Annotated in this window: 12 protein-coding genes; 3 read left to right on the top strand and 9 right to left on the bottom strand. The window is 68.8% G+C overall.

Going from position 1 to position 13,924, the window contains the following annotated elements; genetic code table 11:
• Together A5704_RS22210 and A5704_RS22205 are read left to right on the top strand one after the other, a co-directional pair.
• Window positions 1-647, top strand: a 647-nt coding sequence (locus tag A5704_RS22210; protein ID WP_156737730.1) for an alpha/beta hydrolase, incomplete at its 5' end; no start/stop codon positions are given.
• Window positions 648-798: 151 nt separating this feature from the next.
• Window positions 799-1,650 carry a hypothetical protein gene (locus tag A5704_RS22205; RefSeq protein WP_067752994.1) on the top strand — a complete coding sequence of 284 codons (852 nt, stop codon included), beginning with the start codon at window positions 799-801 and terminating at the stop codon, window positions 1,648-1,650.
• A 64-nt stretch (window positions 1,651-1,714) separates the two neighbouring features.
• Here A5704_RS22205 and A5704_RS22200 read toward each other — a convergent pair whose 3' ends face one another.
• The 9 genes from A5704_RS22200 to uvrC all read right to left on the bottom strand — a co-directional run bounded on the left by A5704_RS22200 (window position 1,715) and on the right by uvrC (window position 13,304).
• Window positions 1,715-3,103 (bottom strand): wax ester/triacylglycerol synthase family O-acyltransferase, encoded by a 1,389-nt coding sequence (locus A5704_RS22200; RefSeq protein WP_067752991.1) that lies wholly within the window; start codon window positions 3,101-3,103, stop codon window positions 1,715-1,717.
• A 274-nt stretch (window positions 3,104-3,377) separates the two neighbouring features.
• Complete coding sequence (locus A5704_RS22195) at window positions 3,378-4,385, bottom strand: PPE family protein (RefSeq protein WP_156670052.1); 1,008 nt, start codon at window positions 4,383-4,385, stop codon at window positions 3,378-3,380.
• A gap of 87 nt (window positions 4,386-4,472) precedes the next feature.
• Window positions 4,473-4,814 (bottom strand): DUF732 domain-containing protein, encoded by a 342-nt coding sequence (locus A5704_RS22190; protein WP_067752988.1) that lies wholly within the window; start codon window positions 4,812-4,814, stop codon window positions 4,473-4,475.
• Between the two features lie 77 nt (window positions 4,815-4,891).
• Window positions 4,892-6,250 (bottom strand): PPE family protein, encoded by a 1,359-nt coding sequence (locus tag A5704_RS22185; RefSeq protein WP_067891079.1) that lies wholly within the window; start codon window positions 6,248-6,250, stop codon window positions 4,892-4,894.
• A 14-nt stretch (window positions 6,251-6,264) separates the two neighbouring features.
• Complete coding sequence (locus tag A5704_RS22180; protein WP_067891088.1) at window positions 6,265-7,530, bottom strand: PPE family protein; 1,266 nt, start codon at window positions 7,528-7,530, stop codon at window positions 6,265-6,267.
• Between the two features lie 857 nt (window positions 7,531-8,387).
• Complete coding sequence (gene whiA, locus A5704_RS22175; RefSeq protein ID WP_139272911.1) at window positions 8,388-9,365, bottom strand: DNA-binding protein WhiA; 978 nt, start codon at window positions 9,363-9,365, stop codon at window positions 8,388-8,390.
• Window positions 9,362-10,438 carry a uridine diphosphate-N-acetylglucosamine-binding protein YvcK gene (gene yvcK, locus A5704_RS22170; RefSeq protein ID WP_067752982.1) on the bottom strand — a complete coding sequence of 359 codons (1,077 nt, stop codon included), beginning with the start codon at window positions 10,436-10,438 and terminating at the stop codon, window positions 9,362-9,364. The genes whiA and yvcK overlap by 4 nt, the downstream gene beginning before the upstream one ends.
• Complete coding sequence (gene rapZ, locus A5704_RS22165) at window positions 10,435-11,352, bottom strand: RNase adapter RapZ (protein ID WP_067752979.1); 918 nt, start codon at window positions 11,350-11,352, stop codon at window positions 10,435-10,437. The genes yvcK and rapZ overlap by 4 nt, the downstream gene beginning before the upstream one ends.
• A complete protein-coding gene (gene uvrC, locus A5704_RS22160; RefSeq protein ID WP_067752976.1) occupies window positions 11,349-13,304 on the bottom strand; it encodes an excinuclease ABC subunit UvrC in 1,956 nt (651 codons plus the stop codon). Before uvrC ends, rapZ begins: the two co-directional genes overlap by 4 nt.
• Before the next feature lie 272 nt (window positions 13,305-13,576).
• Here uvrC and A5704_RS22155 point away from each other — a divergent pair, with 272 nt between their 5' ends.
• Window positions 13,577-13,915, top strand: coding sequence for a hemophore-related protein (locus A5704_RS22155; protein ID WP_067275840.1), 339 nt, complete (start codon window positions 13,577-13,579; stop codon window positions 13,913-13,915).
• Window positions 13,916-13,924: the final 9 nt, after the last annotated feature.

Here is a 13,924-nt window from a genome sequence, read left to right as displayed (position 1 = left end):
CGCGCGGCTGGGTGTGCGTGTCCATCGGCTACCGCGTCTCCCCCCGCCACACCTGGCCCGACCACATCGTCGACGTCAAACGGGCGCTGGCCTGGGTCAAGGAGAACATCGCGGACTACGGCGGTGATCCCGACTTCGTCGCGGTCACCGGCGGCTCGGCGGGCGGGCACCTGTGCGCGCTGGCGGCGCTGACCCCCAACGACCCGCAATTCCAGCCGGGCTTCGAGGACGCCGACACGTCGGTGGCGGCCGCCGTCCCGATCTACGGCCGCTACGACTGGTTCTCCACCGAGGGCGAGGGCCGACCCGAATTCGTCTCGCTGCTCGAAAAGTTCGTGGTGAAGCGGGAATACGACGCGCACCGCGACGTCTACGTCGACGCCTCGCCGATCCGGCGGCTGCGGGCCGACGCGCCACCGTTCTTCGTCCTGCACGGCTGCGACGATTCGCTGATTCCCGTCGGGGAGGCCCACGAGTTCATCGAGGAGCTGCGGGCGGTGTCGAAGTCGCCGGTCGCCTACGCCGAATTGCCCAACGCGCAACACGCTTTCGACATTTTCAGTTCCCCGCGGGCGCATCGGTCCGCGGAGGCTGTCGCCCGGTTCCTGTCCTGGGTGTACGCGACGAACCCGCCCGAGCGCGACTAGGCCGGGGCTGGCGCCCCCAGCGTCACGCCCCCTCCGCCCAGCGTCACGCCAGCGTGGCTCAGGGGCGCGAGGGTCACGCTGGCGTGGCCGATTGTGGATAGCCGGGCCCTACTGACCTGACGTTCGTTGCGGTTTGTGCGACGCTGCCGCGATGGCGGAGCCTTTCATCGGCAGTGAGGCAGTCTCGAATGGAGATGTCGTCAAGAGCGCTTTGCGCACTCACTACCGGAAGTTGTTTCGCGACGTCTATGTCGACCCTCGCGCCGAACTCACCCCTCTTATCCGAGCCCGCGCGGCATGGCTGTGGTCGCGTCGGCGGGGCGTTGTCGCGGGCCTGTCGGCTGCCGCCGTTCATGGTGCCCAGTGGGTCGACGCCACGGCACCGATTGAGATCCTCCATAGCAACAGAAACCCATTGCCCGGACTACGGGTTCACGGTGGTCCCCTAGAAGACGACGAAATCACGCTGTTCGACGGTGTTCCCGTGACCACGCCGGCCCGTACCGCCGTCGATCTGGGATGCTGGCATCCGACGAACGACGCTGTGGCCGCGATCGACGACCTGCTTCGCGCAACGAACTGCAAGGAGGCTGAGATCGAGTTGCTCGCTGAGCGATACGCGGGGCGACCCGGCATTCGGTCGGCGCGCAATGCGATCAGTCTCGCTGACGCCGGCGCGCAGTCCCCGAAGGAAACGTGGGTGCGACTGTTGCTGATCCAAGCGGGGCTGCCCCGACCGCAAACCCAGATCCCGGTCAGTGACGAGTTCGGCGACCTAACGTACTACCTCGATATGGGGTGGGAGGATTTCAAAGTCGCAGCCGAGTACGACGGTGAGCAACATCGTCGGGATCGCTGGCAATACACGTGGGACATCAGGCGGCGCGAAACGCTCGAGCGCCTGGGCTGGATCGTCGTTCGAGTGGTGGTCGGTGATCGTCCCACGGACATCGTCGGGCGGGTACGAGCCGCGTTGGCCAGGCGCGCGGTCACGCTAGCGTGATAGTCGCTTGCGGCGGACACGCTAGCGTGACGCTCGGCGAAAGGCACGTTCGATGGTTTCCGGCTCACTCCCGGGTGGCGGCCTTCTCCAGTTCGGTGAGCGCCGGCTCGATGCGGTCGGCCATGTCGTCGATGTCGTTGGCGACCTCGGGCGTCGTCACGAAGCCGAAGTCCAGGTAGTCGGTGTAGGAGAAGCAGGTGATGTTCAGGGCGACGTCCATGACGGGCGGCCCCAGCGGCACCAGCGAATCCAGTTTGGCGCCGGCCATGTACAGCGGGAACGGTGGGCCCGGCACGTTGGACACAACCAGGTTGATGGGGGCCAGGTTTCGCGACAGCCCGCTAGCCGTGTAGGCGCGGGCGGCCAACTGCAGCAGCCCCGGCGGGGTGGTCTCGGTCAGCCCCATGATCTGGTGCGCCGACAACGCCTTGGCCATCAGCTTGGCGTTCTGGGTGCTCTCGTGGATGGCCCGGAGCCGCTCGGCGGGGTCCTCGACGTCGGTGGCCAGCGACACGGTCATCGAGCTCACCTGGTTGCCGACGTCGTCCTTGTTCTCGTCGGTCCGGGTGGAGACGGGGATCTGGGCGATCAGCGGTTTGGCGGGCAGCTCGCCCCGCTTCTGCAGGTACTCGCGGGCGGCACCGGCCACCAGCGCCAGCACGACGTCGTTGAGCTTGACGCCATAGGCATCCTTGACGGCCTTGGCCCGGGCCAGCTCCACGCGGCAGCCGGTGATCCGGCGGTGCGGCGACACGGGCGCGTTGAACCGGGTCTTGGGCGCTTCGAAATAGCGCGGGGGCCTGCCGCTCACACCGAGCGCGGCGATCTGCTGGCGCACCGTCTGCTCCACCAGTCGGGCGATGCGGAAGGGCGTCTTGACGCCGACGTTGATGAGCGCGCCCACCGCCCGCCGCTCTATGCCCGGAATCCGGTTGCCGACCAGGGATCCCACCGTTTCCTGTTGCGGTGGTCGAGGTTCCGGGGTGATGTCCAAGAGAATTTCGCCCAGCCCGGCTCCCGAGACGCCATCGACGATGGCGTGGTGCATCTTGGTCAGCGAAGCGATCCGGCCACCCTCGACCCCCTCGATCACCCACATCTCCCACAGCGGCCGCGCACGATCCAGCTTGTAGGACATCAACCGGCCGACCAGCTCCTCGAGCTCGCGCCGGCCGCCGGGCGCTGGGACGGCGATGCGGCGGATGTGGAAGTCGGGGTCCAGGTCCTCGTCCTCGACGAACCACGGCCGGTCCAGCCCGAGCGGCGCCCCGGTGACCCGCCACCGCAGCTGCGGCAGCTCCGGCAGCCGTTCGATGATCAGTTCGCGCAGCCGCTGGAAGTTGTACTCCGGTGCGTCCTTCGGGTCGCAGATCGCGAGCGCGCCCACATGCATGTGCCAGCCCGCAGTCTCGGCTGACCAGAACGCCGCATCAACACTCGAGAGCCGTTTCATCCCCCGACCGTAGCCCCCCGACCCCCGTCGCGACCAGCAATGGCAAACAAACTACCCGCAGGCTGAGCCGGGCGCGCATCCGCCCGGTCGCCAGGTCGTTGCGACCGCCTGCGCCGTTCGGGACCGGTCCCGAGGAGCCCGCCGCGCAAAGGTGCCGACGGACGCCGGCGGGCACCGCCGGCACGCGAGGTCCGCGGTTGACGTCATGCGTCGCGCGCACAGCGGCGGCGAATGACGGGAACCCTTGCGCCGCAACTCGTCGGCCGCGGATGGCTCACTGGCTTCGATCGACGGGACTCGCTTGCGGACTCGGCCATGGGGGGCTTGGCATCGACCGAGTCCACGCCCTGGGGACCGACAAGGCCCCCACCGCTGCGCGGTTACCGACGCTCACACGCGTCGCGGCGTCGTCCGCGCCGGACGCGGTAACCCACCGGGACCGCACGGCCGAGGCCCTATCCAGCGCGGCGGCCTTGTTGAGGGAACTCAGGTGGTTGAGCGCGACGTCCAGCGGCGCCGACAGTGAACTCAACCTGGACAGGGCCGCCGTTTTCGGCAGCAGGGCCACGTCGAAGGAGGCCAGCGGCGAGGAGGCCAGCGCATCGAGCGCTTCGGAGATGGTCGAGATCACCTGCGCCCCAGTCGATATGACCTCCGGCGCCACCGTCAGGCGCCATCGACGGGACGGCTCGGTGACCGCCGCAGCGTGGCGCGTCGTCTCGCTCAGACGAGCGCAAGGCGAACTGAATGGTGTAAGCGTGATGGCCGCCGAGGCGCGGGCGTAGGCAACCAGAGCGGCGGTGTCTTGGGCCCACATCCGGTCGTAGTCGGCGTCGGCGTCGGCGATGGCCGGACTCAGCTGGCCTAGGCAGTTCGCCGCGGCCAGCCAGATCCGCCGCAGCCGGTTGGCGATGATCGCACCAGGCGCCGCTGCCGCCGCACGGGTCAGACCGTAAGCGCTTGCGGCCGCCCCGGCCTGGGTGGCCGTCTGCCGGGCCTGGGCAGCGGTGGCGTCGAGCCACGCCGCGTGGGCGGCGAGGGCTTGAGTTATCGCCCTCACCGAAGCGTTCTGTTCCGCCACACCCAGCTCGGAGATCACCGCCCGGTATTTCTCTGCCATCTCACCGAGTTGAGCAGCGAGCACTTCCCACGCCCTGGCGGCTTCCATCATCGATTCGGCGCCGGGCCCCGAATGCATTCGACCGGAAATGGCTTCCGGCGGCAGGGCACCGGAATCCAGCACCGGCTCCAGCTGAATGGCTGGCGACTTGTGTTGCGACATCGGGTTTTCTCTGCGACGGGGGAACGTGAGTGCTTATCGACCGCGACTCATACCGCGGCGTTGGCTACTTGGCGTTTCAGGCACCGCCTAGCTCTTCGCGGAAGCGTCGAGTTGTCGCGGGCAGAACGACTTCGCTGATATCGTCGCGAACTGGGCGGCACCGTTGGTCGTCAGCGCGGGATTGTTGTCCCGCAGGTCATTGAGCAGCTGAAGGCCGGACACGCCACGAGAGATCAGGCCGCACACCGCCTTTCCGGCGGCGACGGCTTGATCGGGGTCCGCGAAACTGATCCCCACCCTGTGCAGGTCGGCGATGAAGACCTCGTTGTTCTCGTCGGTCGCCGCTTCGTCCTCCCCGGGGATGGCGTGCGCGGGCGCCGCGGCAACGATGCCCAGCGACACACCGAGAAGCGCTAACAACAGTCTCATCAGTCCTCCTTCGTGCGGATTGCCCGCTATGGCCCGGCCCGGCCCGCGATCACGACGCGAAACCCGTTGCGCCCCAACTATCCCGACTTGGCTTCGGCGCCGCCGACCGCGACCTCCGCGCCGTCCGTCACGTGCACGGCGTGCACGCCCGGCGTCGTTCTGAGTTTGGCGACCAGGTCATCGAGCCCGGCCTCGTCGACGTTCCAGTGCTGCACCTGGTCGGGCATCTCCTGGAGCTGGGCGATGATGCGGTCGAGCTTGACCGGTGGGGTGCGCCGCTCGCCGGTGCCGACGCGGGTCTGCTGGACGCCGGTCGAGCTGACCACGCGCGCCGCCGGGCCGCCCAGCGCGCCGCCGGCCAGGCTGCCCAACGTCGCCTCGTTGACCAGGCCGGGGAAATCCGTCGCCGCGGCCGCGGCCACGCTGGTGCCGGGCAGGGCGGCCAGCCGGATCGCCGGGGCCGCGGCCGCCCAGCCCGGCGGCACCGAAAGCTTCCCCACCGCCGGCGCGTTGCCCAGCACCGCCGACACCGGCCTGGCCGCGACCCCGGCAACGTGGCCCGGCGATGCCAGACCGGCGCCCAGCGCGCTCTTCGACATCGCGGCGCTCCACGGCGCGTAGATGAAGAAGTTCTTCCACTGGGAGACGCCCAGGCCGATGCTGGCGTTGGTGACGTTGGTCCACGTCGCCTGCGTGCCGATTTGGGAAATGCTGGAATACAACGTTTCCCACAGGGGTGCCACGTCCGGGCTTCCCGTAACTCCCCCGATCAGCTGCTGCCAGAACTTGGTGTACTGGCCGGTGAGCGAGGTGAGGTAGTCCTCGATCTGTTTCAGCCAGGATGACAACGACGTGGGCTCTGACGCGGCCTTGGCGGCCGCCTGGGCCGCCGGCCCGCCGTCGTTGGTGGTGGCCGGCGCCCCCTCGAAAGCGGTCAGCTCACCGGCCGATTCCGACGCGCCGGCGTAGCTGAACATGGCGGCGACATCCTGGGCCCACATCTGGCCGTACTCGTCTTCGATCGCCGCGATCGCCGCGTCGTTCTGCCCCAGTAGGTTCGTCTGCAACAGTTCGGCCAACGCGATGCGGTTCGCCGCGACGAGCTGCGGCGGCACGGTCGCGGCCAAGGCGGCTTCGTAGGCGGCGGCCGCGGCGCGGGCCTGGGCGCCGGTCTGCTCGGCTTGGCCCGCGGTGGTCGACATCCACGCGAGATACGGTGCTACCGCCGCGGCCATCGACTCCGCCGACGGACCCTGCCAGGCCTCGCCGACGAGGTCCGAGATCACCGTGCCGTAAGAGGCGGCGGTGGAGTGCAACTCGGCGGCCAGCGTGTCCCAGGCCGCGGCGGCGGCCAGCAGCGGCGCGGCGCCCGGGCCCGCATAGATCTGGGTGGAGATCACCTCCGGTGGCAGCGTTGCGAAATCGCTGAAGACCATTGCCGCACCCTTTCTCATTTGGCGTTCGGCGGGATCACGATGACGGTGGACGTGGTCGCGATGTCGTCGACGGCGACGGCACCCGGCACGCGAACGGTCGACCCGGCGACCGCGCGAGTCGCGGTGTCCCCCATGGCACGTCCGGCCAGACTTGACAGGGCAGCCGGGCCGAACATCCCTTGTTGGCCGTTCACGGCCATCGCGGGAGCAGCTTCCACGATCGTCTCCGGCAGCTCGGCCGCCACCGCGCGGATCGCGGGAACGGCAGACGCCCAATTAGCCGGCACCGACAACGACCCGACCAGCCCGGCCTGACCCGTCGCGGCCGAAACCGGACTCGCACTCGACAACGCGGCCGCGCCGGTCAGCAGGTCGCTGCGCAGCAGCGGCGCAAGGACCCCGGTGAGCGCTTTGGGGTGCAATAGCGGCCCGATACCTTGGATGCCCGTCCCCACGCTCGGGATGCTGAGGGCGATCTGGTACCAGTTCTTCGCGAGGTTGGCCACCCCGAGCGGGGTGTACGGGCCGGAGATCGTGCCCATGATGCTGTTGAAGGTCTTCAGGATCCCGGTGATGTCCGCCAGGCCCAACGGCAGGGCGGCCGCCGGCGTCGTCACCGCGTCCGCGCTCACCGCGAGGCTTTGCAGCCCGGCCGGCGCCTGCGAAACCGCCTCCGAGAGCGCAGATTCCACCCTCGAGGCGCTCGACGACCCGAGCGCGGAGGCCACCGCGGCCGACTGGTCGGCCTCCGCGCTGCCGTCGGTGGTCGGCGCCGGCGCCGCGAACGGTGTCAGTTGCGCCGCCGCCGCCGACGAGGCGGCATAGGCATACATGGCGCCCGCGTCCTGCGCCCACATCTCGGCGTACTGCGCCTCGGTGGCCGCGATCGCCGGGGTGTTTTGACCCAGGATGTTGGTCGCGATCAGCGAGGCCAGCAAGGCCCGGTTGGCCGCGACCACCGGGGGCGGGACGGTGGCCGCGAAGACGGCTTCGTAGGCGGCCGCGGCCGCCTTGGCCTGCACGGCGGTCTGCTCGGCCTGCACGGCGGTACCGTCTAGCCACGCGATGTAGGTCGTCGCCGCGGTCGCCATCGTCGTCGACGCGGGCCCGCGCCAGAGGGCTCTCAGCTCCGAGATCGTGGAACCGTAAGACCCTGCTGCCGAACGTAATTCGGCCGCCAAACCGTCCCAGGAAGCCGCCGCCGCCAGCAGCGGCGCCGGCCCCGGCCCTGAATAGACCCTGCCGGAGTTGATCTCCGGCGGTAACGCCCCGAAATCCATGCCATCCTCCGCCTCCGGCAGTGTCGCCACCGCCGGCCCTGTGCTTGCGTCCGCCGACCAGCCGAACGCCGCCAATCGAGCCCTTCGTGCCGCCGCCGAAACGGGATAAGAGAATTTGCTGGCGAGCGGGCGATTCCTTGCAGACAGGACACTAGCCAGCCGCGGCCGAAATGCCTTCCGCCCGACTCGCCCGGTTCGGCACCGTCGCAGCGCCCGGGGTGGACGACCGCTTCTGAGTGGGCCCGGCACGCAAAACGGCGATAAACCTCCCTACCTCGCGCGAATCGGACAAGGCGACCGCATGAATACTTGGTGAAAATGCGAGTGGGAAGCCCGGGAAGCGCCGGCGGATGAATAAAAATCTCACGAGCATAAATTGCGATCACGGCGAAATGAGACCGCTGCCGGACGCCTCCACGGGACGGGGCGACGGAGCAGTACCTGGCCATGAGTTGCGTCTGGCCCCAACGGATTCGCCGTGGCACGGGTTACCTGCGCCCGCGTGACTCACCGAAGACCGACACGTCCGAAACTCATATGATCTTCAGAGAAGATATGTGCGTTGTATGAATTCGCCAGTCACCGGCTTGCGTAACAGCGGAGCGGGCGTGCCGCAGTCAGCCGCCTAAGCGCCCGAAATGGGATTGCATGTCACCAAAGAGCGAATTTATGAATTACATGATCTATGTGAATTGAATGTGGAATGTAGATCAGCGCTGCCAGTCCCGGATTGTTTGGCACCAATCACGCGGGGCAAGCATTGCCGGCGTGATCACTCATGCGCTCGAACGGGATTTGCCAGGGACAGGGCGGCGGTTAGCTCAGCGTCGCGCCCCCGCTACAAGCCGCTGTCCGGGTCAAGCGTCTTCCAGCAGATCGGGCGTGACCGCCGATTCGGTGTCCGGGATGCCCTCGATCTTCGCCTTGCGGTCGGCCATCGACAGCAATCGCCGAATTCGGCCCGCCACAGCGTCTTTCGTCATCGGCGGATCGGCGAGCCGGCCGAGCTCCTCCAGCGACGCCTGCCGGTGCTCGACCCGCAGCTTGCCGGCCGAGGCCAGGTGGTCGGGGACCGTGTCGCCGAGGATCTCGAGTGCGCGTTCCACCCGGGCGGCCGCCGCGACCGCGGCCCGGGCCGAGCGGCGCAGGTTGGCGTCGTCGAAGTTGGCGAGGCGGTTGGCCGTCGCACGCACCTCGCGGCGCATCCGGCGCTCCTCCCAGATGAGCCGGGTGTCCTGGGCGCCCATCCGGGTCAGCAACGCGCCGATCGCCTCGCCGTCACGCACCACCACCCGGTCGGCGCCGCGGACCTCGCGGGCCTTCGCGCTGACCCCGAGCCGGCGCGCCGCGCCCACCAGCGCCAGGGCGGCCTCCGGGCCGGGGCAGCTGACCTCCAGGGCCGACGACCGTCCCGGCTCGGTCAGCGAACCGTGCGCCAGGAAGGCCCCGCGCCAGGCGGCTTCGGCGTCGGCGACGCTGCCGCCCACGACTTGGGCGGGCAGACCGCGCACCGGCCGGCCGCGGTTGTCGAGCAGTCCGGTCTGGCGGGCCAGCGCCTCACCGTCGTTGGCCACCCGCAGCACGTAGCGGGTGGTCTTGCGAATCCCGCTGGCCGACAACACATGCACGACGGCGTTGTAGCCGTAGAGCTCGAAGATGTCCTTGCGTAGCCGGCGCGCGACGTTGCCGAGGTCCACCTCGGCCTCCACCACCACGCGACCGCCGACGATGTGCAACCCGCCGGCGAACCTGAGCAGCGACGTGACCTCCGCCCGGCGCGCGCTGACCGACTTCACGACCAGGCGGCTGAGCTCGTCCTTGACTTCGGTCGTCATCGCCACGCGTCGTCACCCCTTGGTCCGCTGCCAGCCGGTCCGCTCCCACCGGTCTGTGGACTTGCACTGTCGACCCGAATATCCGCGGTGGCCGTGACCGGAGGCGCTCCCGGAGCCTTGTGGGCCGTCCGGACCCCGTCCAGGGCCGCCGCGAGTTTGCCCGGATCATGTAAAGGTGTACCAGGTCTGGCCACATCGGCGAAGTGGACCTCGGCTTGAAGCAGCATCGCGGTGCGGCGCAGGTGCTCCCGCTCCCGCTCGCCGGGCACCCGTTCGGCGTCGATGATGATGTCGTGCACGGTGAACCCCGGTGCGTGCTGGGCCAACACGTGCAGATGACGTTCGACGGAGAAGCCCGCCGTCTCCCCCGGCTCGGCCACCAGATTGAGCACCAGCGCCCGACGGGCCGTGGTCGCCCGCAGCGCCGCAGCCAGGCCCGGCACCAGGACATGCGGGATCACGCTGGTGAACCACGAGCCGGGACCTAGCACCACCAGGTCGGCGGCCATGATGGCGTCGACGGCCTGCCGGGTCGCCGGCGGGTCGGACGGGAGCAGCCGCACCCGGCGCACCTTGCCCGGGGTGGTGGCGATCGCCACCTGGCCGCGAATGAGCCGGAACATCCGCGGATCGGTCTCCAGGCCGGAGACGTCGGCCTCGATCTGCAACGCGATCGGGCACATCGGCAGGACGCGGCCCTTGACGCCCAGGATGCGGCCGAGCTCGTCGAGGGCGGCCACCGGATCGGCCAGCACCTCGGACAGCCCGGCGAGCAGCAGGTTGCCGATCGGGTGCCCGGCCAACGCCCCGTTGCCGCCGAATCGGTGTTGCAGGATGGTCGCCCACAGCCGCCCGTGGGGGCTGTCAGATGCCAGGGCCGCCAACGCCATTCGCAGGTCGCCCGGTGGCACCACATCCAATTCGCTACGCAGCCGCCCCGACGAACCGCCGTCGTCCGCGACGGTCACCACGGCGGTCACGTGTGGGGTGAGCCGGCGGGCCGCGGACAGCGTCGCGTACAGGCCGTGGCCGCCGCCCAGGGCGACGATGCCGTGATTCGTCGGCCCGCTCATTCGCGGCCCAGATCCCGGTGCAGCACCCGCACCGACAGTTGAGGATTGGCCTTCAGCAGCCCCATCAGCGCCTCGGCGATCGCGACACTGCGATGCTTGCCGCCGGTGCAGCCGATCGCCACCGTCATGTAGCGCTTGCCCTCCCGGCGGTAGCCGTCGACGACCAGGGACAGCAACCGGTGGTAGGCGTCGAGGAAGTCCGCGGCCCCGGGCTGACTCAAAACGTACTCGCTCACCGCGGGGTCCTGCCCGGTGAGCGGGCGCAGCTCGTCGACCCAGTGCGGGTTGGGCAGGAAACGTACGTCCATCACCATGTCGGCGTCCATCGGCAGGCCGTACTTGAAGCCGAACGATTCGACGGTGACGCTGATCGACGTGCCGGCGTCGCCGCCGAACGCGCGCTCGATGCTCTCCCGCAACCCGCGCACGGACAGGGTCGACGTGTCGATGATCAGATCGGCCGTGGCGCGCACCTGGGCCAGCATCCGGCGCTCGGCGGCGATGCCCTCCGCCAGGGTCGCCTCGCCCTGCAACGGGTGGCTGCGGCGGTTCTGCTCGTAGCGGCGCACCAGCATGTCGTCGGAGGCCTCCATGAACACCACGCGCGGGGTGATGTTGCGGGTGGCCAACTCGTTGCGCACCTCGTCGAGGTCGCCGGTGAAGCCGCGCGACCGCACGTCCATCACCACCGCCAACCGGGTGATCCGAGATCCTGCGTCCATGCCGAAGTCCACCATCCGCGTGATCAGCTGGGGCGGCAGGTTGTCGGCCACGTACCAGCCCAGGTCCTCGAGCACCTTGGCCGCGGTACCCCGCCCGGCGCCCGACAATCCGGTCACCAGAACGACGTCGATGCCGGCCCCGCCTTCGGGGCGGGCCTCCACCGGGTGGCCCTCCGCCACTTCACCCGTCATTCGGCTTCTCCGGGCTGCTCCGGTCGCAGCGCCTCCAGAACGGCGGTGGCGGTGGCCACACCGATTCCGGGAACGGCCGTGATCTGGTCGACGGTGGCCTCCTTGAGGCGGGCTATGGATCCGAAATGGGTTACCAGCGCCTTGCGGCGATGTTCCCCCAATCCTGGCACCGAATCCAGCGCTGAGGCGGTCATTCGCTTAGATCGCTTGCTGCGATGGTAGGTGATGGCGAACCGATGCGCCTCGTCGCGAATTCGTTGCAGCAGATAAAGCCCTTCGCTGTTGCGCGGCATGATGACGGGGTCCGGCTCGGAGGGCACCCATATCTCTTCCAGGCGCTTGGCCAGGCCGATCACCGCGACATCGGTGATGCCGAGGTCTTCGAGCACGGCGCTGGCCGCGTTGACCTGCGGCGCGCCACCGTCGACGACGTAGAGGTTGGGCGGATAGGCGAATCGGCGCGACTTCCCTTCGGGGGAAAGCATATTCGGGTCGTTCTGTTCGCTGAGGTGTCGCGCGAACCGGCGGCGGGTCACCTCGGCGATCGAGGCGACGTCGTCGGAGCGTCCCTGCCCGGCGGCCTCCCGGATCCCGAAGTGGCGGTAGTCCGACTTGCGTGGCAGGCCGTCCTCGAACACCACCAACGAGCCCACCACGTCGGTGCCCTGCACGTGGCTGATGTCGACGCATTCGATGCGCAGCGGCGCGTCGGCCAGCCCCAGCGCCTCCTGAATGTTCTGCAGCGCAGCAGATCTGGCGTTGAAGTCGCCGGCGCGCCTCAGCTTGTGTTGTTGCAGAGCCTCTTTGGCGTTGCGTTGCACCGTCTCGGCCAGCGCCCGTTTGTCACCACGGCGCGGCACCCGCAGCACGACCCGGGAGCCACGCAGGCCGGAGAGCCAGCTGGCCAGTTCATCGGAGTTGGACGGCAGGCAGGGCACCAGCACCTCGCGCGGCACCGGGTTGGCGGCTTCGTCGGCCCCTTGGTTGTCGTGGCCACCCAGTTCGGCCTGCTCCCCGTAGAACTGCGTCAGGAACTGCTCCACCAACTGCTCCTCGCCGGAATCACCGGCCTCCGCGGACTTTTCGACGATCCAGCCGCGCTGGCCGCGCACCCGGCCGCCGCGGACGTGAAACACCTGAACCGCGGCCTCCAACTCGTCGTCGGCGAAGGCGACGACGTCGGCGTCGGTGCCGTCACCGAGCACCACCGCCTGCTTCTCCATCGCGCGCTTGAGCGCCCCCAGGTCGTCCCGCAGCCGCGCGGCGCGCTCGAAGTCGAGTTCGTCGGATGCGGCCTGCATCCGCTGTTCCAGCTCGCGGGCGAAGCGGTCGGTCTTGCCGGACAGGAAGTCGCAGAAGTCGTCCACGATCTGGCGGTGCTGCTCGGCGCTGACCCGCCCGATACAGGGCGCCGAGCATTTGTCGATGTAGCCGAGCAGGCACGGACGGTCGATCTGCTTGTGCCGCTTGAACACACCGGCCGAGCACGTGCGGGCCGGGAAAACGCGGGTGAGCAGGTCCAGCGTCTCCCGGATCGCCCAGGCGTGGGAGTAGGGCCCGAAATAGCGGACCCCCTTGCGGCGCGGACCGCGATAGACCATCAGCCGCGGAAATTCCTCGTTGAGGGTGACGGCCAGCACCGGGTACGACTTGTCGTCGCGGTAGCGGACGTTGAAGCGGGGGTCGAACTCTTTGATCCAGTTGTATTCGAGCTGCAACGCCTCGACTTCGGTGTTGACCACGGTCCACTCGACCTTGGCGGCGGTGGTCACCATCTGCCGGGTGCGCGGATGCAGGCTTGCGATGTCGGCGAAGTAGGACGTCAGCCTGCTGCGCAGGCTCTTGGCCTTCCCGACGTAGATGACTCGCCCGTGCGCGTCCCGGAATCGGTAGACGCCCGGCTCGACCGGGATGGACCCGGGCGGGGGACGGTACGTGGCGGGATCTGGCACTCATCCAGGCTAGTAGCCGCCCGGGACACGCCGGCGCCGCGGGAGCACGGCTCGACGCGGCGAAAACGCCGCCCCCGGTTCGGGCACATCCTGTAACGCATTCGAGCGCTTGTTCGATAGACAAGTAGCCCACCGACCGATCCGCCAATTCCCGAAAAGGCCCAATGACCTCGGATTATGACGACCGGTCGGCGGTGTGGACGGTTTGTTCTGGTTACCAAGGGGGTAGCTGGACGTTACAGTGGGTGGCAATCAATGGAGGGAGTCCACAGATGTTCAAGCGCTCGTTGACCAGGATCGCGATGGGGGTCGGCGGCCTGGCATTGGCGTCGACCGCCGCAGCTGGGGTCGCATCCGCGGCCCCCGACTACGGCCCGATGATCAACACGACCTGCAGCTACGACCAGGCGATGCGGGCGGTGCACGCGGAAAACCCGATGGCCGCTCAGTACCTCGACCAGTCGCCGCCGAACCAGCAGTTCTTGCAGCAGTACCTGGCGTCGTCGCCGGATCAGCGCGTGAACCTGCTGCACGCCATCGAGCACAACCAGGGCGCGCAGCAGGCTTTGCCGATCTTCCAGCAGATGATGACCGACTGTAAGAACTTCTGACCCGCTCAC

Source organism: Mycobacterium sp. E735 (assembly GCF_001666955.1).
GTDB lineage: Bacteria > Actinomycetota > Actinomycetes > Mycobacteriales > Mycobacteriaceae > Mycobacterium.
The sequence above is the reverse complement of the archived record's forward strand: the minus strand, read 5'-3'. Positions and strand labels throughout refer to the sequence as shown.